Raw genomic sequence first — 18,897 nt, forward strand, 5'->3', positions numbered from 1 at the left:
GGTCATATTTTATTGTTGAACTGCCCGGTATATTTGAACTATTAATGAGCAAATTAAACTGATAAACCATGAAAAATATCTTAGTACCCGTAGACTTTTCGGATTATTCTAAATACGCTATGGAAGTAGCTGCTGCTATCGCTAAAAAGCACGGCGCTTCTATCCATGTAGTCCATATGATGGGCTTAACAGATGCTGTCCTTACCAAAGACGAGTCTCAGGAAGTCTTTGAAGCGATGTATCATATGAAATTGACAGAAAAACGTTTTGACGAATTGCTGTCTGCCCCTTATTTAAATGGGGTCACAGTTCACCAGAACGTAAAGAACTACACCAATTTCACCGAGATCAATGATGTCGCGATTTCTTGTGACGCCGATCTGATAGTAATGGGTTCTCACGGGAGCACTGGACTCAAAGAGGTTTTCGTAGGATCTAACACAGAAAAAGTGGTTCGAACTGCAAGTACTCCAGTTTTGGTGATCAAAGAACATATGGCAGATTTTACCATCGATAAAGTGGTCTTTGCTTGTGATTTCAAAACCGAGAACATCGATGCTTTTAAAAGAATCCGCAATTTGATCAATGTGCTTGGTGCTCAAATGGAGTTGGCATATATCAACTTACCGGGAGAGCGCTTTAGATCCAGTATAGAGATTGAGGATCGTATCTTTAAATTCTTTGCTCAGGCTGGGATAGAAGACCTCAGACCTAGCGACGTGAATCACTACAATGATTACACGGTAGAAGACGGGATATTCAACTATAGCTTCTCGAATAAAGCAGATGCTATTGCTATCCCAACCCACGGTAGAAGCGGATTGGCTCACTTCTTCGCAGGCAGTATAGGTGAAGATGTGGTTAACCATTCGGTACTACCCGTACTTACTCAAAAAATGTAGTGGTATTTTTGATTTAGTATGTTTTTCAATCGAAGAAAGGGCGAATCTTACTGCAGATTCGCTCTTTTGTTTTACAAGGTATTTAGGGCGATCTCAATCATGGTAGAAAACGTCTGCTCGCGCTGTTTGGCACTGGTCTGAGCCTTGGTGACCAAAGAGTCCGAAATAGTGAGTACGGCCAAAGCTTGTACTTGATGTTTTGCAGCAACGGTGTAGAGCCCGGCCGCTTCCATTTCTACGCAAAGCACTCCAAAATTTGCCCATTGCTTGTAGGCTTCTGGGTCATCTTCGTAGAACTCATCCGCAGAGAGCACATTCCCTGCTTTAATAGGGATACCAGCGTTTTTGGCATAGGTTGCCGCCTTGAAGAACAATTCAAAATCTGCCGTAGGCGAATAGTCCGCATTTATAAATCTGGAGTTGTTTATACCAGAAGTCGAAGAAGCCGCCATGGCGATCACAATGTCGTAGAGTTTAATATCTGGCTGATAAGAGCCGGCACTGCCCACTCTGATAAGCTTTTTAACACCGTAATCATTGATCAACTCATGACAGTAGATAAGTGCAGAGGGTATTCCCATTCCTGTGCCTTGAACAGATACGCGCTTACCTTTATAAGTGCCTGTAAAACCAAGCATACCCCGTACTTCATTGTAACAATAAGCATCTTCTAAAAAGGTCTCAGCAATCCATTTGGCGCGCATAGGATCCCCGGGCAAAAGCACTGCTTCTGCAATTTCTCCGGCTTTTGCCGCTATATGTGTACTCATAATTTAAGGTTTTAGTAAGGCCGCCCCGTTGGAGGTCCCTATACGTGTAGCACCAGCCTCTATCATGGCCATAGCCTGATTGTGGGTTTTGATTCCTCCAGAGGCTTTGATCCCGATTTTTCCACCAACCTGCGCTTGCAAAATGGCAATATCTTCTAATGAAGCACCCCTAGAGGCGAAGCCCGTTGAAGTTTTGACAAAATCTGCTCCGGCGCTCAGAACGCAGCTCGCAGCGCGAGCAATTTGAGTCGGATGGAGATTGGCCGTTTCTATAATCACTTTCAAGCAACACCCCTGGGTCGCTTGTTTCACTGCAGCGATCTCTGTCGTCACCCCATTGTAGTCGCCGGCTTGAAACCAACCTTGATTGATCACCATATCGACTTCTGTAGCTCCTTTGGCAATGGCCGTTTTTGTTTGAAAGACCTTTACTGCTGTAGAATCGTACCCTAAGGGAAACCCGATAACTGTACACAGTGCAACCGAAGAATCGCCCAAGACTTCACTCCCTAGCTCCAAATAAGATTCGGGGATACAAACAGCCTTGAATTGATGTTCGATGGCCGTTTCACAAAGAGACGTTATTTCCGCTTTTGTAGCGGTAGGATTTAATAATGTATGATCTATATAAGACGCTAGGTTCACTTTAGCTGTGCTGATTTACAGTTTGAATTATTGCCGATTTTTGAAGCAGACCGGATTGTCTCCATACCGCTTTTCCATTCTTAAATAGAACCATGGTCGGCACACCTCGTACCTGCTGTGCCGCGGCGAGTTTTGGGTGTTGATCTACATCGATCTTAACGATCTTTAGACTGTCGCCTAAATCTGCTTTGACCTCGCTCAATATGGGCGCTAAGGCTTTGCAGGGGCCACACCAGGTGGCAAAGAAGTCTACCAAAACCAAAGGGTGGCTTGAGACAAGATCGTTAAAGGAACTTTTCATCTAGTCAATTTTATTGAGAAGCAATCGCAACTTAGAAAGCATGATGAGCTCTGATTTGTTGGTTCCACTAAAGGCTTCTGCAATATCATTAGCCGTTTCCCAGATCATCTGTTTGCGTTTGCGGGTAAACTCCTGCGGATGTGCTTCTACATAGGTGGCGAATCTTTCAAAGGATTCTTCGGCACCCTTGACGTTGTGCTTAAGCCAGTCAAACACGATCTCAATATGATATGCCAGATCGGTATGAAATTCGTCTTCTGCATCGCCTAAAGGCACCCATTTGGATAATACCATGGCCTGCAGGGTTTCCATTTCTGATTTTCTGACCACCTTATCACTAGCAGCAACGGCATAAAACAGATGCCCAAGGTGCTGATAAAAAGGGGCTAAGGGTTCTTTTGTGCTCATATCGATTAAATTTAGGTAAAACTAGAATAAGTTCCCCTTTAAAATAATGATAAATATCAGCAGTGAAAGGGGCTAAAAAATCCTTATTTTTAGTGCAATGAACGTGAGCAACCCCGGAGATATCAAAATAGTGGAAACCATCTTTAACGCGGTTTCCGAAGGAATAATCGTAGTGGCTCCGGATCAACGCATCGCCTCGGCAAATACAGCAGCGCACCAAATGTTTGGGTATCCTCCGGGACATCTAATGGGCGAACCGCTAAACATTCTCATCCCAATGGAATACCACAAGGCCCATGTTGGTTATGTGGACGGTTTCATGCACCAGAGCGCGAAACGCACCATGGGACAAGGTAGGGAGCTTTATGGCCAGCGGAAAGACGGAAGTAAGTTTCCCTTAGAAGCTGGTCTAAATCCTTTTGAATTACAGGGAAAGCACTACGTCATGGCCATTGTGATCGACATATCGGAACGAGTGGAACAACAGCGTCAGATCTTGGAACTCAACGAACAGCTTGAAGACAAGATCAAAGAGCGTACGCAAGAACTCGACGATGCGGTAAAGGTGCTCCGCAAAGAAGTCGCAAAACGAATTGAAGCAGAGGCCAAGACCAAGGAAGCCTTGCAAAAGGAACGGGAACTAGGAGAACTTAAAACAAAGTTCTTGTCTTTGGTATCCCATGAGTTTAAAACGCCGTTAAGCGGAATCTTGAGTTCTGCAACCCTGATCTCTAAATACAAGACTTCTGAGCAGCAAGACAAACGCGACAAACACCTCAACACTATTAAAAGTAAGGTAAAATACCTCAACAATATCTTAAACGATTTCTTGTCTATAGAAAGACTTGAAACCGGTAAAGTGAGTTACAACTACAGCCGTTTCCCCTTGAGCAAAGTGCTTAACGAGGTAGTTTATGATGCCAGCACCCTACTTAAAGAAGGCCAGCGCATCAATTATCCAGACAATTTAGAAGAGGTAGAATTACTGTTTGACGAAAAAATCTTAGAACTGGTGCTATCTAATTTGGTTGGAAATGCGGTAAAGTATTCAGGCGAAGGAACTCGGGTGACTATAGAGGGTGAACATGAGAACGACCTACTTACCTTACACATCAAAGACCAAGGGATAGGGATACCCAAGGCCGATCAAAAACACATTTTTAATCGCTATTTTAGAGCGGAAAATGCCTTACTGACCCAGGGAACCGGTATTGGACTCAATATTGCTAAAACCCATTTGGAAAACTTGGGAGGACAGATCTCCTTTAGCAGTGAGCCTGGGGAAGGCACAGTTTTTACTATTCAAATTCCAACCAAAGAGAATCATGGATGAGCTTAAAACTATCTTATTGATAGAAGACGATACGGTGCTACGCGAAAACACTGCAGAATTATTAGAGTTGGAAGGCTATAAGGTCCTTACTGCCCCAAACGGAAAACGAGGCATAACCGAAGCTTTAAGAGAAGTTCCAGACTTGATCATCTGCGACATTATGATGCCAGAAATAGATGGTTACGGCGTACTGGAAGCCCTGTCTGATCATCACAAGACGCAGCACATCCCGTTTATATTTCTGTCTGCTAAAACTGAGCACAAGGAAGTCCGTATGGGAATGGATATGGGAGCGGACGATTATTTGACCAAACCCTGCGAAGAGGAAGAATTACTCAGCGCCATTAAAAGCCGTTTGGCAAAATCAACTTTGTTGAATCAGGTAAGTAAAAAACAGCAAGAGGCAAATCCGCAGCAAGAAGAAGGCAAACTTAAAAACCTACCAGAACTCATTGCCTTTTTAGGAGACAAGGGTGAAATTCAAAACTATGAGAAGGGTGAGTCCATTTATGAGCAAGGAGACAGAATTCATCAGATCTACCTGATAAACTCCGGAGTGGTAAAGTGCTTTACCATGGACGAGAACGGCAAAGAACTCATTACCTCATTACGCAAAGAAGGAAGCTTTTTAGGCCTAGAACAGATCTTGGAGAACGGAGCGCATCACGAATCTACAACTGCCCTTGAAGATGCAGAATTACTGGCCGTTTCTAAACAAGAGTTTGTCAACATACTCGAAGAGAATCAGCAACTGACCTTAGAGCTTATCAACTTGCTAGCGGACGACATTAACAACATCAAAGAACAGCTGCTGCAAATGGCCTACGGCTCGGTCCGTAGAAAAACTGCTCAAACCATCTTACAGTTCGCAGCTATCTTGAATGATGATTCTGAACAACAGATCCGAATTTCTAGACACGACTTGGCCAGTGTTGCTGGAATAGCAACTGAAAGTCTTATTAGAACCTTATCTCAGTTCAAGAAAAATGGTTGGATCGCCATAGAAGGACGCAACATAAAGATCCTCAATCTGATGGCTTTGGAGCAAATGGAATAGCAAAACTGACTTTTGTCATTCTTTAGCGCAAAGTGTCCGCTTACCTTTGGAGCAATCTATAGGTATTATGCGCAAGATTCTTATTGCAACGGATTTTTCAAAGAATGCAGCCACGGCCGCCCAGTATGCGGCGCGTTGTTTTGCCAATGAGTCTGTGCACTACCATTTGGTCTATGTATCCGACTGCCATTCCAAGCCCGGAAAAAAACCAGCCAAACTACCCTGTAAAGGAGAAAAATGCGCTTCTAATCGGATAAAACTGCAACAATTCAACGTCAATTTTCAAAAACATCTCGATCCAAAACGACATCGTGCTGATGTCTTTTTCTTGGACCTACCTCCTGTGGAAGCATTGCGCAAAATTGTAGTTGAACACGACATTGAATTAATTGTCATTGGGTGTTGTTCGGAAGAGAAACAGCCGCGACTTGGACGATTTGCACAGGATGTAATCATTAGAGTGCAGTGTCCGTTCTTGATCGTGCCTCCAAAAGCCAGCTTACAACCAACGGCTACCCTGGCCTTTGCGACGAATTACAACAACTACTATCAGAGTAGTGTACTCAATACCTTAATGGGTTTTGCAGGCACCAATGCTTTGCGTCTTAAAGTATTGCACTTTAGTAAGAACAACCCAGAGCTTAGTGCGATTCAATTGGCCAACCGCGAATTTTTAAACGAGTTCATTGAAGATCCTGAGGCTTTTGACGAGATTCACGGTGGAGCACTTTATGCCGCCTTAGATGAGTACCAGCAAAAACACCCTATAGGCGTATTGGGCTTACTGGCTAAAAATCGCAGTTTTTGCGAACAATTACTTTTTAACCCTATAAGCAATGGGCACGCCTCGGTTTTTGAGAACCAACTCCCCGTATTGCTGCTTCACGAGTAAACTCTGCTGACATATATCATAGTTTTAGTAGCTCTGGTAGTGTAGTTTCATATCAAATTCATCGACTATGAACAAACGTGTCCTGCTACCCACAGATTTTTCTAAAAATTCTTGGAATGCGATTTCTTACGCCATAGAACTCTTTGATAAAGAAGCATGCGATTTTTATGTATTGCACGCCTACACGCCGAGTACACAAATAACCGAAAACCTTATGGCCTCACAACTGGGCTTGCCCCAGTTAGATGAGCTCAAGGAGGCCTCGGCAGCTGGTTTAAAAAAACTCTCACGCCAATTGGCCTTTAGAGATGAATCCACACAACACCGGTTTCATTATATCTCGGAATACAGCTTTTTAACAGAGGCTATTGCCAATGTATGTCGCGATAAGGACATTGATCTGGTCATTATGGGTACCAAAGGCGCGACAGATGCCATAGATGTGCTCTTGGGCGGTAACACTTTGGCTGTAATGGAAAAGATTCGCTGTTGCCCGGTTTTGGCAATTCCCAAATCGGCAATTTTTGGACGTATGGAAGAAATTGTTTTTCCAACGAGTTTTAGAGAAGGATATAAAAAGCAGCAAATGCAGCATTTGACCACAATGGCTCACTTGTGCAAAGCCCCGATCAGGGTCTTGCACATTAGCGAAGAGCCTTTGGATTCGGATCAGAAAAATCAAAAGAAACTCCTAACGACTATGCTGCAAGTAGTAGAACACAGTTTCCACCTTTTAGAAAATGTGGACATTCCTACAGGTTTGAACTGCTTTGTGCAAAGTCGCGATAGCAGTATGGTGGCTTTTATAAACCCTAAACACGGCATCTTCTCCAATTGGTTTAGAAGACCATTGGCTAGAGAACTCAACTATCACTCTAAGGTTCCGGTACTTACCTTACACACCGAATCTTAGGCCTTAACGCTATGAAATGAGCACAAAATTTAAAAATTGATGAAAAATTCTGCACTTGTAATTTTTGTTTTTTTGCTGATGGTATCTTGTCGTTCTACACAACTCATTAGCAGTTGGAAAAGTCAAGAAACACCTGTCTACGAAGCCAATAAGGTCTTAGTCATAGGCCTTTCGGACGATCTGAACAACCGAAGAATCTATGAAGGTACCCTGAGTACTCGTTTAGAATCCAAAGGTGTAATAGCCGTGCGTTCGGTAGATTTCTTTGAGTCTGCCTTTTTACAAAATGAACAATCGGAAGAAGATCTGGACGCAATAGAAAAACAGCTTTTAGAAGCTGGTTTTGACGCCATCCTCTTTACCAAAATCTTAGGAGTAACGGAAAAAGTTACCATGGTGCAATCCTTTAAAGACATAGGCGAAACCTTTGATGGCTTTGCGCAAGATTATTTGCGTTCACAAAAATATTACGAAACCCGTTCTGTACCCCAGCAGTACAAACTATATCATACCGAAACCAATTTGTACTGTATTTGTCCTGGTGAAGCTAGAGAATTGTTATGGAGCGGAAAGATCGACGTAGTAGACGGGAATTTTAAACGCAACATCAACGATTATGTCGGGCTCTTGTTGGAGGCCTTAGAAAAAGAACAGCTTCTCTTAGTGAAGGACTAAAAGAGGTACTCTGGTCTTGTGGCTGATCTGGCCTGTATCGGATCCAAAGAGAAAACGTTTCAAAAACGATTCTTTCTGCACAAAGAAAACGTGCAGATCGACTTCATTAAGCTGTTCGTAGGCATTCACGGCCTGAGGCACTGGCAACCCTTCTAAGGTCTCCACCACTGCTTCAGTCTCCAAAACTCCAAACGGATCCTCTGACAAAGCAGCTAGGGTCTCTTCCAATTGTTTTAAATCTGAGCTGTCTGGAGTATGAATGGCCAACAAATGCACCCTACTAGCTCGATCTGCTAGCAATTGCACAACGGGTTTGAGCTGTGCGGCATCTGGATTAAATTGTTCTGTTTGGGTGTATAAGACCTCTGCCAAAGGACGATAAGTGAAGCCTTCTGGTACTATAAGTGTTGGGCAAGCAACATTGCGAATAACTTGTAGGGCATTGCTCCCAAAAATAACCTCCTTAGCATCACTGGCACCATTGGTTCCCAAGACAACATAGTCTATGGCATTGCCGGCAATCACTTGGTTTACAGAATCTGTAAAGACGTCGTAATCCACCTTAGGGATCAGCCTGAAATCTTCGTCTGTAATAAAATGCTCCAAACCTTTGATATAAGTATCTAAAGCCGCTTTGTTGTCTGCAATTATACTGGCAAATATGCTCTCATGTGGTTTAGCGGTGAGTAGGTCATCCGTAGTAAAATCAGAAGACTTCTGCACATTAAGCACATAGAATTCGCAAGGCTGACCACTCCATAAAGCAAAGGCGTAATGTATGGCTTGGGTGGCGTTTTCACTAAAATCGGTGAGCAGCAAGATGCGTGTCATAGTTCAGATTTGAATCGGATTAAAGATACCACAGTTTGCCAAACTAGAAGAATGACATCCGTCATAGTTCTGCAAAGCCGTGCTACGCATCTTTGCTGTAGGTATTAGAGCAAAACTATGGAAGCCTGTTATCACTGCGGAAATCCCTGCGGACGATCGCCCATCATACATCAGCAAAAATCCTTCTGTTGCAACGGCTGCAAAACGGTCTATGACATTTTGCATCAGAACGGTATGGAGTACTACTACGAGCTCGAAAAAGCACCTGGCACCTCCCAAAATAAAGCAACAACACATTTCGATTATCTCGACAACTCAGAAATCGCTGCCAGTCTCTTGCAATTCAGCGAAGCTGATCGGCAGCTGATAAGTTTTGAAATTCCTGCAATTCACTGCAGCTCTTGTATTTGGGTATTGGAAAATCTTGGACGACTACATCCTGGTGTGTATAGCAGTACGGTAAACTTTCCGGCCAAAAAAGCGCAGATTCAGTTCAACCAAAAGGAATTGTCTGTAAAGGCCCTTGTGATATTGCTGAGTCGTATTGGATATGAACCCAAGATCAACCTGGCCTCCGCAGAACAAGATAAGCACAAACAAGACCACAGTCTGATCTATAAATTGGGTATAGCCGGATTTGCCTTTGGCAATATTATGTTTCTGTCGTTTCCGGAGTATTTTGATTTCGATGAGATCTGGCTAGAACACTACAAGCCCATGTTCAGAACCATAATGCTGCTGTTTTCGCTGCCAGTGGTTTTTTATGCGGCTTCGGATTATTTCAAAGCCGCCTTTAAAGGTTTGCGATCTGGCATGCTAAATATAGACTTACCAATCGCTCTTGGAGTAAGTGTGTTATTCTTAAGGTCAGTGATCGATGTGATCATGGATTGGGGCCCGGGATTCTTTGACAGCCTGAGTGGTTTGGTCTTCTTTTTACTTTTAGGTCGATTCTTCCAACAAAAAACCTATTCTTACCTCTCTTTTGAACGCGATTACAAGTCCTATTTTCCACTCGGAGTTACTCGTCTAAGCAAAATCAAAGGCAAATTACAGGAAACACAGATCCCACTAAAAGACATTCAAAAAGGCGATCACTTACTCATACGCTCTAACGAGATCATCCCTGTAGACGGAACACTACAACAGGGTGAGGCCTTAATAGATTATAGCTTTGTTACGGGAGAGGCCTTACCCATTCACAAAAGTGCAGGAGCAACCCTTTATGCCGGTGGTAAACAATGTGGGGCAGCCATAGAAATTGAGGTAACTAAAACGGTAAGTCAAAGCTATCTGACCCAGCTCTGGGGTAATGCGGCCTTTGACAAGGGGAAAAGCTTGCGCTTTAACAGCTTGACAGACCAGATCAGCAAACGATTTACCATTACCATTGTTAGCATCGCAGTACTGAGCGGCTTGGTCTGGTGGTTTCTGGACCCTAGCATGATGTTCAATGTGATCACTGCAGTACTCATAGTTGCTTGCCCTTGTGCCATAGCCTTGAGTGCACCTTTTACCTTAGGAAACCTGGTGCGTCTTTTTGGGCGCAATAACTGCTACGTTAAAAACAGTGCAACCATTGAAAATTGGAGCAGTATCGATACCGTAGTTTTTGACAAGACAGGTACCCTGAGCACGCCAGCCCAAAGTGCGTTCTCTTATCACGGTCTTCCTTTAAGTGTAGAAGAACAACGCTTACTATACAGCTCGCTCAGAGCTTCTAATCACCCTTTGAGTCGAAGTTTATACAACACCTTAGAAGAGCAGGAGATCGTGAGTTTAGACGATTTCTCCGAAACTCTTGGCCAGGGGATCGCAGCCTCCAAGAACGAACAAAGCATGAAAATAGGTGCTTCTAGTTTTGTTCACAATCAGGCCAGTGCAAAGGCCCAAGGCGCTGTGGTACATATAAGCAGCGGAGCGCAGTACAAAGGGCATTATGTATTTCAAAGCGAATATCGCCAAGGTCTCAAAGAACTACTGCACGCCCTAGCTACAAGCAAGAAATTGGCCGTGCTTACGGGAGACAATGATAGCCAGGCCAGTCATTTGAACGCCTTGATCCCTGCCGGAACAGAGGTCCGCTACAAACAATCGCCTCAAGACAAACTGGATTATATAAAAGCTTTACAAGACCAAGGGCATAAAGTAATGATGATAGGAGACGGCCTTAATGATTCTGGGGCCATGGCACAATCCGATATTGGTATCGCAATAGCAGAAGACACCAATGTATTCACCCCGGCATCTGATGCCATTTTACAAGCTGATTCCTTTGAAAAACTCAGGGCTTTCTTTGGTCTTGCCAAGCTAGGCAAGCAGATCATTTACAGCTGTTTTGCCATCTCGCTCTTATACAACCTGATCGGTTTGGGCTTTGCGGTTACTGGACATCTGGAGCCTGTGGTTGCTGCTATTTTAATGCCGCTTAGTTCTATTAGCATAGTGATCTTCACCACCATTAGCACACGATATTTTGGCATGCGTCTGCTAAAATCCAACAGAAAAAATCGAAACTGACCAATGTCATATTTTCCGCCCTCGCCCACCGCTACTTTTACACCAATATTCTAATTAGGTATGAGTATTATTTTTCTCTTATTAAGTGTGAGCATCTGCGTGGCGATAGTCTTTTTCATCGCTTTTATCATTTCTGTGAAGCGCGGACAATACGACGACACTTATACTCCTGCCGTACGCATGTTATTCGAAGATGAATTGATCAAAGACGGGCCAGAAACATCAACTACAACTATAAAAGATTCAACCAACGAGCAACCGTAAATCTATGGAAACACAACAGTTTTATTACGACAACAAAATTGTCAAGAATTTCCTGATAGCCTGTATTTTTTGGGGTATCATAGGGATGGCCGTAGGACTCCTACTGGCCTTTATGTTTATGTTCCCCAACCTGACAGACGGCATTTCCTGGCTGAGCTTTGGTAGATTAAGACCTTTACACACCAATGCAGTAATCTTTGCCTTTGTGGGTAATGCGATCTTCGCAGGGGTCTACTACTCTACCCAACGCCTGCTCAAGACCAGAATGTTTAGCGATCTGCTCAGTAAGATCAATTTCTGGGGATGGCAGCTTATCATTGTATCTGCAGCGATCACGCTTCCGCTGGGCTACACCACCTCTAAAGAATACGCCGAATTAGAATGGCCAATTGATATTGCCATTGCCTTGGTTTGGGTGGTCTTTGGGGCCAACCTTATCGGGACGATATTGCGCAGAAGACAGCGTCACCTCTATGTGGCGATCTGGTTTTACCTAGCAACCTTTGTCACTGTTGCTGTATTGCATATAGTAAACAGCATTGAAATGCCCGTTGGAGCACTTAAAAGTTATTCTGCTTACGCAGGAGTGCAAGATGCGCTGGTACAATGGTGGTACGGCCACAATGCGGTAGCCTTCTTTTTAACTACACCTTTCCTAGGGCTGATGTACTATTTTGTACCTAAAGCCGCTAACAGACCTGTGTATTCCTATCGTTTGTCTATAGTACACTTTTGGTCACTGATCTTTATTTATATCTGGGCGGGACCACACCACTTGCTCTATTCTGCACTGCCAGATTGGGCACAAAACCTCGGGGTGGCCTTTTCGGTCATGTTAATTGCACCCTCTTGGGGTGGGATGATCAACGGACTTTTGACCTTGCGAGGAGCTTGGGATAAGGTACGCACTAGCCCAGTATTGAAATTCATGGTAGTGGCTATTACCGGCTACGGAATGGCAACTTTTGAAGGCCCTATGCTTTCGCTAAAGAACATCAATGCAGTAGCTCACTTTAGCGACTGGATCATTGCTCACGTGCACATTGGCGCCTTGGCTTGGAACGGTTTCCTAGCATTTGGTATGATCTATTGGTTGTTCCCAAAACTGTTTAAAACCTCCTTGTTCTCTATCCGTTTGGCCAATGCCCACTTCTGGATCGGAACCTTAGGAATCATCATCTATGCCTTGCCGATGTACGTTGCTGGATTTGTTCAGGCTTCTATGTGGAAGCAATTCAACCCAGACGGTTCATTGACCTACGGTAACTTCTTGGAAACTGTAGACCAGATCATGCCTATGTATTGGATGCGTGCCATTGGTGGTAGTTTGTACATCCTTGGGGTTATTGTGATGATCTATAATATTGTCCAGACCGTAAAACAAGGAAGTAAAGTAACCGATGAGTTAGCTGAGGCTGCTCCGCTGCAACGCGTAACTACAAAACGCACCGCTAAAGAAGGCTACCACACTTGGTTGGAGCGTCGTCCGGTTCGTTTGACACTCTATGCAACTGTTGCGATCCTTATTGGAGGTATGGTACAGATCATTCCATCGCTTTTGGTAGACGATTATGTGCCCCGCATTACCACAGTGAAGCCTTACACTCCATTGGAATTAGAAGGTCGTGACATCTATATCAGAGAAAGCTGTAACGCTTGTCACTCACAGCTTATTCGTCCGTTCCGCTCAGAGGTAGAACGCTACGACTGGTCAGGCAATAACTTGTACTCGCGTTCCGGAGAATACGTTTATGATCACCCTTTCCTTTGGGGATCCAAACGCACCGGGCCAGACCTTATGCGCATTGGAGGCAAATACAACGACAGTTGGCATTTGCGTCACTTCAACAATCCGCAGTCTGTATCAGAAGGTTCTATCATGCCTAAATACACTTGGCTCATAAGAAACGGTTTAGACAAATCTAAGACTGAGGCTAAAATGCGTGCCATGATCAGTTTAGGCGTGCCTTATACCGATGAGGATGTTGCCCGTGCTCAGACTTGGATGGACGAGCAAGGAGCTCAAATTGAGAGCAACTTGATGAACGATCCGGACTTTAAGGAGAGCTATACGGAGGCTAAGAATGCCGGCAATCCGGAATTTATAGAAATGAAAGACCGTGAAGTAGTGGCCTTGATCGCATATCTGCAGCGTTTGGGCACAGACATTAAGATCGAGAATGCAGAAGACGTAACCGCTAAAAACCAACCGTAATCATGCTAAAATTTGTAAAAGGATCTTTAGAACAAATTGACGGGGTACAGGTTTACCCCATCATTTCACTGCTCATCTTCTTTGTGTTCTTTTCCTTGCTTTTCTGGTGGGTTTTTACCGCCAAGAAAGAGCACATCAGAGAAGTCAGCAACATTCCGCTAGAGGATGAAGATAACCAACAAAACGCTACATCATGAAAAATACAAATGCTTATTTAAGAATCGCTCTGGTCACTATTCTGGCCTATTTTGTACTGGATTGGGTAGTAGACACAGGAACTGAATACACTTATGCCGAACACCCAATTCTTTGGGGAGTAGTGGTGTTTGTATTCTTATTCGCCATGGCAATTGAATACAGCGTGGAAGCTTTGAACAGTATCCTCTACCGCGCCATGGACGAAGAAAAACGCGCTAAATACGACGCCGCAACTGCAGAAGCAAAAGCCAATCAATTTGCTGGCCTTAAGCGTATTTACAAGAAACTATTGGGCAGTCGTCCTATAGAAGAAGAAGGCGAGATCATTCTAGACCACAATTACGACGGTATAAAAGAATTAGATAATAAACTTCCGCCTTGGTGGTTGTACGGATTCTATGTGACCATCATTTTTGGAGTAATCTATATGGCCAAATACCATGTTTTTCGAGGGGAAGATCAGGCAACTGAATTTGAGACCGAGATGGAAGAAGCTCGCTTGGCTATAGAGGCCTACAAGGCACAAGCTAAAGATCTGGTGGATGCATCTACGGTAGTCATGTTAACTGATGCCGCAGACCTAAGTGCCGGAAAGAATCGCTTTGAGAAAAACTGCGCTGTATGCCATAAACCTGACGGTGGAGGGCTAACCGGTCCTAACCTCACAGACGAATACTGGATTTTGGGCGGTGGTATTAGCAATGTCTTTACTACCATTTCTAAAGGAGGTCGCCCCGGGAAGGGTATGGTAAACTGGAACCGAACCTTTACGCCAAATGAAATTGCACAGCTAGCCAGTTATGTACTGAGTATGCAAGGCAGTAATCCACCAGATGCCTTACCGGCAGATGGCGAATTATGGGTCGATCCGAATGCAGGCGACGAAACAGTAGAGTCCGAACTGGAAGCATCCGAAGTGATCACCGATTCCACTGCTACGGCTGGAATATCGATGAACTAAGACTATTGTCATGGAAACCCCAGAGAACGAAGTATTCAGAGACAGTATTGCCACCATTGACGACAAGGGTAAGCGCGCCTGGATATATCCTAAAAAACCCAGTGGTCGCTTTTACGAGTACCGCAAAATTGTAAGCTATGTGCTACTAGCTTTTTTGTTCTCTGCTCCCTTTATAAAAATAAATGGGAATCAGTTCCTCTTGCTCAATGTGCTGGAGCGTCGATTCAACATCTTTGGGTTTCCATTTTGGCCACAAGACTTTCACCTTTTTGTGATCATGATGATCATTGGGGTGGTCTTTGTGATCTTTTTTACGGTCGCCTTTGGCCGACTTTTCTGCGGATGGATATGTCCTCAGACCATTTTTATGGAGATGGTCTTTAGACGGATCGAATACTGGATAGAAGGTGATCGAGGAAAACAGATCCGTCTGGACAAACAAGCTTGGAATGCGGAAAAGATCAGAAAAAGAGTCACCAAATGGACCGTGTTCTTTATTATCTCTTTTCTGATAGCAAATGTGTTTCTCGCTTATTTAATAGGCAGTGATAAACTATTGGAATACATCACAGAAGGTCCGCTGCAGAACATGAGCACTTTTATATCGCTGCTGATCTTTACTGCGGTATTCTACTTTGTGTTCGCCTGGTTTAGAGAGCAGGTCTGTGTTATCGCTTGTCCCTATGGCCGCTTACAAGGTGTTTTGCTAGACAACAAGTCCATTGTAGTAGCTTACGACCACAAGCGCGGGGAAAAAGAGACGGGTCGGGCCAAGTTTAAAAAGAACGAAGATCGCACCGCGAGTGGCAAAGGAGATTGTATCGATTGCTTTCAATGCGTGCACGTTTGTCCTACCGGAATTGACATTAGGAACGGTACCCAATTGGAATGCGTGAATTGTACAGCTTGTATCGATGCCTGCGATTCCATGATGGAAGCAGTAAATCTGCCTATAGGGTTAATTCGCTACGCCAGCGAGGACAATATAGAAAAGAAGGCCAAGTTCACTTTTAACGCACGCTTAAAAGGCTACTCTGCCGTACTACTGATCTTGATCGGGATCTTTAGCGGGATGCTGTTCTTGAGAAACGACTTGGAAGCTACTATTCTTCGACTACCTGGACAATTGTATCAGAAGAAGGAGAATAACATCATCAGCAATGTATACACCTACAAACTGGTGAACAAAACCAGCGACCAGGTGGCCGACATTACTTTTAAACTGCTTTCTCACGATGGAACAGTGACCATTGTGAGTATGGACAACTTTGATGTGCCCAGACAAGGCTTGGCAGAAGGAACTTTATACATCGATATTCCAAGAAGGGAAGTAGATGCAGACAATATCAAATTAAAAATCGGGGTCTACAGTGGGGACGAGCTTATCGAAACGGCTAAAACCACCTTTCTAGGTCCTATCAGTTATCAATAAAATTCAAACGGTATGAGCACTGTAAAATTGAATTGGGGAACAGGACTGGTGATCGGCATGCTGCTGTTCATAGGGTTCATCCTGTATTTTGTCATCACTATGATGACCGATTCCAAATACGACCACGAATTGGTGGTAGAAGATTATTATAAACAAGAGCTGATCTTGAATCAGCAGCTGGAAGCCAAACAGAATCTAGCTACCCTCTCTGGGCCAATAGTGAGCAAAAGAGCTCCAAAGGGCTGGATCCTAGAGTTTCCAGAAGAACTCAATACAGAAAATACTAAAGGTACAGTGTTCCTATACAGACCGTCTGACAAGCATCTCGATTCCGACTTTCCATTTATTCTATCGGAATCCAATTTGCTCATACCTGAAACCCGCTTGTTGGACGGTCGCTGGAACATTAAAGTATCTTGGGAGTACCAAGGGAAACCATTTCTTTACGAAACCACTATACATTATTAAATGCTAGTTTCCGGCTTAATATTAGGTTTATTGGGTAGCCTGCATTGCGTTGGCATGTGTGGTCCCATTGCCTTTCTTTTACCTGTCAGTCGAGACAACCACAGCCTTCGCTTGGTACAGATAGGCAGTTATCACTTAGGTCGATTCACCGCATACGGTCTCTTAGGACTTATCTTCGGATTCTTAGGAAAAGGACTCTCTTTATTCGGGGCGCAACAATACTTGAGCATCATTGCCGGAGTACTGCTGTTGTTAACAGTGGCAATTCCGCAACGAATACTCTTTAAATACAGTCTTTCCAAACCTTTGGCGCTAGCAATTGGCAAGCTTAAGTCTGCCCTAGGACAAGCACTTAAATCCAAACGCCCGGACACCTTTTTAACCCTTGGACTCCTCAACGGGTTCTTACCCTGTGGTCTGGTCTATATGGCTGTATTCGGTTCTTTAGCTTTGGCCAACCCCTGGCAAGGAAGCCTGTATATGATGCTGTTTGGCCTAGGAACTTTGCCCCTTATGACAGGAGCCATCTATGCCGGAAATTTCTTGAACAAAACCATACAGCTCAAAATTCGCAAAGCAATTCCAGTTATGGTCGCTTTAATAGCTTGTTTGTTTATACTTCGTGGATTGGGCTTGGGAATCCCCTATGTCTCTCCTAAATTAAATCCGCAGAAAATAGAGGCTAAAATTGAATGTCACTAAAAAAGCGCGGCTTGTAAAAGTCGCGCTTTTTTGATTGTATTTCTTATCTGCAAGTATACGTTAGTAAAGACAGATTTCAAGGCATGGAATTGTTTCTTTTTAGGGATGCTCGGGCATTTACTTTATGTTTCAATTCCTTGACAATCATAAAAATGAGTGTCGTTTAAAATATAACAACTCTCGTGCCAAAAATCCTCAAAAGGAATTTGCCAAGCTGACCAATATCATATTCTAGCTGCTCCTACCGCTTTAGTTTTGTTGAGTAAACAATTAAAATCAAATACCATGAGTGCACTATATGCTAAACTGAATCAGGACTGGACAGAAAATTTTATGCTTTACGCTTCTACAGCAATCATTGTATCGACCTGTTTGGGCGGAATAGCTGTATACACCATTTTCCTCAACGGAAGTTCCCTATGGTCAATGATCCAAGTATTTGCAGCCGTGGTAATGTGCACCGGAGTACTGGCTTCTATTTTAACGGTTCAAAAACCTAAAATAGTGCTCAACACACTTTTAGGAAGTCTGGCAATCTGTATCCTACTCATTGCAATGAATTTGCTCTTCTAAAAAGCAACACTAAAAACCTAACGACCACAATGGATTCTTAAATCTGTTGTGGTTTTTTGATATATCATTTCAAAGCAAGACACAAAATAATCATTCATTATCGTTCTTTATTCTTTGAATGATCTCTTGATATTCTGCCGAATTTCTGAGCGGGTCTAGAGGCTCAAAATTGGCAATGGATCTATAATCCTTGTAACCACTTGCAATAAGGCGTTCCAGGTAATTGAGTGTTAACTTATGATCTGGAATAGTCATAGCGTTTCTCATCTGCACAAAATAGCCGTAAGGCCGCTCGGGCGCTGTATAGATCCATACATCGAAACAGAACATGAGTTGTTGTAAAGTTAAAGAGTCGCTTCTGCTGTAAGCGGCTTCGTAGGAGGTCACCGCCAACTGAGCGATTATTCTTTGAAACATACGCTTTTCAAAGTGGTCTAACGTCTCCTCTATCTGCTTTAGGATCTTTGAGATCCGCTTTTCCCAAGGTTGGGCATTGGGCTTTGACTTCTCAATTTCTTCTAGTAGCTTTTGAGTGTAAGTATCAGCGAGTTCCTGCTCTTTTATCAAAACTTCAGTATACTGACGCTGCTGAGTTTTGAAAGCTTCCGTGGCCCTTAGAGCTCTGGCTTTTTGAACAATACTGTCTACACTGAAAAAGCTGCTAAAATTGTTCGCGGCGCGCTCGTAACGTTCATTGAGGCGAATTAAATTATTTTTCAAGAAAATTAAGAGTCTTGTTATATGTGTGTGTTTTTGGGCGCTTGCCGCAGTAGCACTTTGTGCTTTATAGCACCGCGCTCTCCGCTATATCTCTTCGCGCTGCTTAGAGGCTATCGA

The 18,897-nt window shown here is 43.6% G+C and carries 21 protein-coding genes; 15 read left to right on the forward strand and 6 right to left on the reverse strand.

The annotated features are described in order from the left end of the window. Nucleotides 1–68 precede the first annotated feature (68 nt). Nucleotides 69–902, forward strand: a complete 834-nt coding sequence (locus AC0J2F_RS04890) for a universal stress protein (protein ID WP_473009093.1) — start codon at nt 69–71, stop codon at nt 900–902. 71 nt (nt 903–973) lie between these two features. On the opposite strand, the gene deoD is transcribed toward AC0J2F_RS04890, so the two are convergent. From deoD to AC0J2F_RS04910, 4 genes are read right to left on the reverse strand one after another with little or no spacing between them, the layout of a single operon-like run. Continuing rightward, entirely contained in the window at nt 974–1,672 is a 699-nt protein-coding gene (gene deoD, locus AC0J2F_RS04895; protein ID WP_473009094.1) for a purine-nucleoside phosphorylase, read from the reverse strand. Between the two features lie 3 nt (nt 1,673–1,675). After that, the gene (gene deoC / locus AC0J2F_RS04900) at nt 1,676–2,317 is read right to left on the reverse strand and encodes a deoxyribose-phosphate aldolase (RefSeq protein WP_473009095.1); all 642 of its coding nucleotides are present in this window, start codon (nt 2,315–2,317) and stop codon (nt 1,676–1,678) included. Between the two features lies 1 nt (nt 2,318). Continuing rightward, nucleotides 2,319–2,618 (reverse strand): thioredoxin, encoded by a 300-nt coding sequence (gene trxA / locus AC0J2F_RS04905; protein ID WP_473009096.1) that lies wholly within the window; start codon nt 2,616–2,618, stop codon nt 2,319–2,321. After that, nucleotides 2,619–3,026 (reverse strand): hypothetical protein, encoded by a 408-nt coding sequence (locus AC0J2F_RS04910; protein WP_473009097.1) that lies wholly within the window; start codon nt 3,024–3,026, stop codon nt 2,619–2,621. Nucleotides 3,027–3,123: 97 nt separating this feature from the next. Between AC0J2F_RS04910 and AC0J2F_RS04915 the strand changes: the two genes are divergently transcribed. From AC0J2F_RS04915 to AC0J2F_RS04935, 5 genes are all read left to right on the forward strand, one after another. Next, a complete protein-coding gene (locus AC0J2F_RS04915) occupies nt 3,124–4,359 on the forward strand; it encodes a PAS domain-containing sensor histidine kinase (RefSeq protein ID WP_473009098.1) in 1,236 nt (411 codons plus the stop codon). Continuing rightward, nucleotides 4,352–5,416 carry a response regulator gene (locus AC0J2F_RS04920; RefSeq protein WP_473009099.1) on the forward strand — a complete coding sequence of 355 codons (1,065 nt, stop codon included), beginning with the start codon at nt 4,352–4,354 and terminating at the stop codon, nt 5,414–5,416. The genes AC0J2F_RS04915 and AC0J2F_RS04920 overlap by 8 nt, the downstream gene beginning before the upstream one ends. 67 nt (nt 5,417–5,483) lie before the next feature. Next, entirely contained in the window at nt 5,484–6,308 is an 825-nt protein-coding gene (locus tag AC0J2F_RS04925; RefSeq protein WP_473009100.1) for a universal stress protein, read from the forward strand. 67 nt (nt 6,309–6,375) lie between these two features. Further along, nucleotides 6,376–7,221 carry a universal stress protein gene (locus tag AC0J2F_RS04930; RefSeq protein ID WP_473009101.1) on the forward strand — a complete coding sequence of 282 codons (846 nt, stop codon included), beginning with the start codon at nt 6,376–6,378 and terminating at the stop codon, nt 7,219–7,221. Nucleotides 7,222–7,260: 39 nt separating this feature from the next. Continuing rightward, the gene (locus tag AC0J2F_RS04935; protein WP_374957880.1) at nt 7,261–7,896 is read left to right on the forward strand and encodes a hypothetical protein; all 636 of its coding nucleotides are present in this window, start codon (nt 7,261–7,263) and stop codon (nt 7,894–7,896) included. Here the strand turns inward: AC0J2F_RS04935 and AC0J2F_RS04940 are convergent. After that, nucleotides 7,882–8,727: a universal stress protein gene (locus AC0J2F_RS04940; protein ID WP_473009102.1), complete on the reverse strand. Its 846-nt coding sequence runs from the start codon at nt 8,725–8,727 to the stop codon at nt 7,882–7,884. The genes AC0J2F_RS04935 and AC0J2F_RS04940 overlap by 15 nt on opposite strands. A 117-nt stretch (nt 8,728–8,844) precedes the next feature. Between AC0J2F_RS04940 and AC0J2F_RS04945 the strand changes: the two genes are divergently transcribed. The 9 genes from AC0J2F_RS04945 to AC0J2F_RS04985 all read left to right on the forward strand — a co-directional run bounded on the left by AC0J2F_RS04945 (nt 8,845) and on the right by AC0J2F_RS04985 (nt 18,060). Further along, complete coding sequence (locus tag AC0J2F_RS04945; RefSeq protein ID WP_473009103.1) at nt 8,845–11,247, forward strand: heavy metal translocating P-type ATPase; 2,403 nt, start codon at nt 8,845–8,847, stop codon at nt 11,245–11,247. A gap of 60 nt (nt 11,248–11,307) precedes the next feature. Then, a complete protein-coding gene (ccoS, locus tag AC0J2F_RS04950; protein WP_473009104.1) occupies nt 11,308–11,511 on the forward strand; it encodes a cbb3-type cytochrome oxidase assembly protein CcoS in 204 nt (67 codons plus the stop codon). Nucleotides 11,512–11,515: 4 nt separating this feature from the next. Beyond that, nucleotides 11,516–13,726 (forward strand): cytochrome-c oxidase, cbb3-type subunit I, encoded by a 2,211-nt coding sequence (ccoN, locus tag AC0J2F_RS04955; RefSeq protein WP_473009105.1) that lies wholly within the window; start codon nt 11,516–11,518, stop codon nt 13,724–13,726. A gap of 2 nt (nt 13,727–13,728) precedes the next feature. Continuing rightward, entirely contained in the window at nt 13,729–13,923 is a 195-nt protein-coding gene (locus AC0J2F_RS04960) for a cbb3-type cytochrome oxidase subunit 3 (protein ID WP_473009106.1), read from the forward strand. Beyond that, a complete protein-coding gene (locus AC0J2F_RS04965) occupies nt 13,920–14,885 on the forward strand; it encodes a cbb3-type cytochrome c oxidase N-terminal domain-containing protein (protein ID WP_473009107.1) in 966 nt (321 codons plus the stop codon). Before AC0J2F_RS04960 ends, AC0J2F_RS04965 begins: the two co-directional genes overlap by 4 nt. Before the next feature lie 10 nt (nt 14,886–14,895). Continuing rightward, complete coding sequence (gene ccoG / locus AC0J2F_RS04970; protein WP_473009108.1) at nt 14,896–16,317, forward strand: cytochrome c oxidase accessory protein CcoG; 1,422 nt, start codon at nt 14,896–14,898, stop codon at nt 16,315–16,317. Nucleotides 16,318–16,329: 12 nt separating this feature from the next. Further along, nucleotides 16,330–16,785 carry a FixH family protein gene (locus AC0J2F_RS04975; protein WP_473009109.1) on the forward strand — a complete coding sequence of 152 codons (456 nt, stop codon included), beginning with the start codon at nt 16,330–16,332 and terminating at the stop codon, nt 16,783–16,785. Continuing rightward, nucleotides 16,786–17,487, forward strand: a complete 702-nt coding sequence (locus AC0J2F_RS04980) for a sulfite exporter TauE/SafE family protein (RefSeq protein ID WP_473009110.1) — start codon at nt 16,786–16,788, stop codon at nt 17,485–17,487. A 285-nt stretch (nt 17,488–17,772) separates the two neighbouring features. Further along, nucleotides 17,773–18,060 (forward strand): hypothetical protein, encoded by a 288-nt coding sequence (locus AC0J2F_RS04985; RefSeq protein ID WP_374957873.1) that lies wholly within the window; start codon nt 17,773–17,775, stop codon nt 18,058–18,060. A 90-nt stretch (nt 18,061–18,150) separates the two neighbouring features. Here the strand turns inward: AC0J2F_RS04985 and AC0J2F_RS04990 are convergent, their stop codons facing one another. Next, nucleotides 18,151–18,780: a hypothetical protein gene (locus tag AC0J2F_RS04990; protein ID WP_374959846.1), complete on the reverse strand. Its 630-nt coding sequence runs from the start codon at nt 18,778–18,780 to the stop codon at nt 18,151–18,153. Nucleotides 18,781–18,897 lie beyond the last annotated feature (117 nt).

Source organism: Gilvibacter sp. CC01 (assembly GCF_055755295.1).